The organism is Mesorhizobium sp. M00.F.Ca.ET.216.01.1.1, from assembly GCF_004010325.2.
GTDB lineage: Bacteria > Pseudomonadota > Alphaproteobacteria > Rhizobiales > Rhizobiaceae > Mesorhizobium.
On the sequence record NZ_SADR02000256.1, the window covers coordinates 1 to 362 of the forward strand.

The following is a 362-nucleotide window of genomic DNA, read 5'->3' on the forward strand; positions in this document are numbered from 1 at the left end:
GTGGAGCCTCAACAGGTTGTCCTCGGTTAGAGCGAGGCGACTGATAGGTGTTTTGGACTTTAGGCTCCCGTGGGGACGGTGCCAATTGTATCTGTGCAGCCAGACCGGCAACTCTGCGGCGCGGTGATCTGAAGTCGGATAAGCGATGGCATAAGCCCATTCGCGCAGTGCTGTCTGGATGAAGCGCTCGGCCTTGCCATTGGTCTTGGGTGTATAGGGTCTTGTCCTGACGTGCTTGAGGCCGAGATCGCGGCAGGCCTTGGCGAAGGCCTTTGATCTGTAGCAGGAGCCGTTGTCGGTCATGACGCGGGCTATCGTGACGCCGAGGCTGGCGTAGTAGGCCACCGCCGCCTTGAGGAAGG

The 362-nt window shown here is 59.9% G+C and carries 1 protein-coding gene; it reads right to left on the bottom strand.

The features are described from left to right. Nucleotides 1–362: integrase core domain-containing protein (locus EN859_RS35995; protein ID WP_135913659.1), on the bottom strand; the 362-nt coding region annotated here is incomplete at both ends.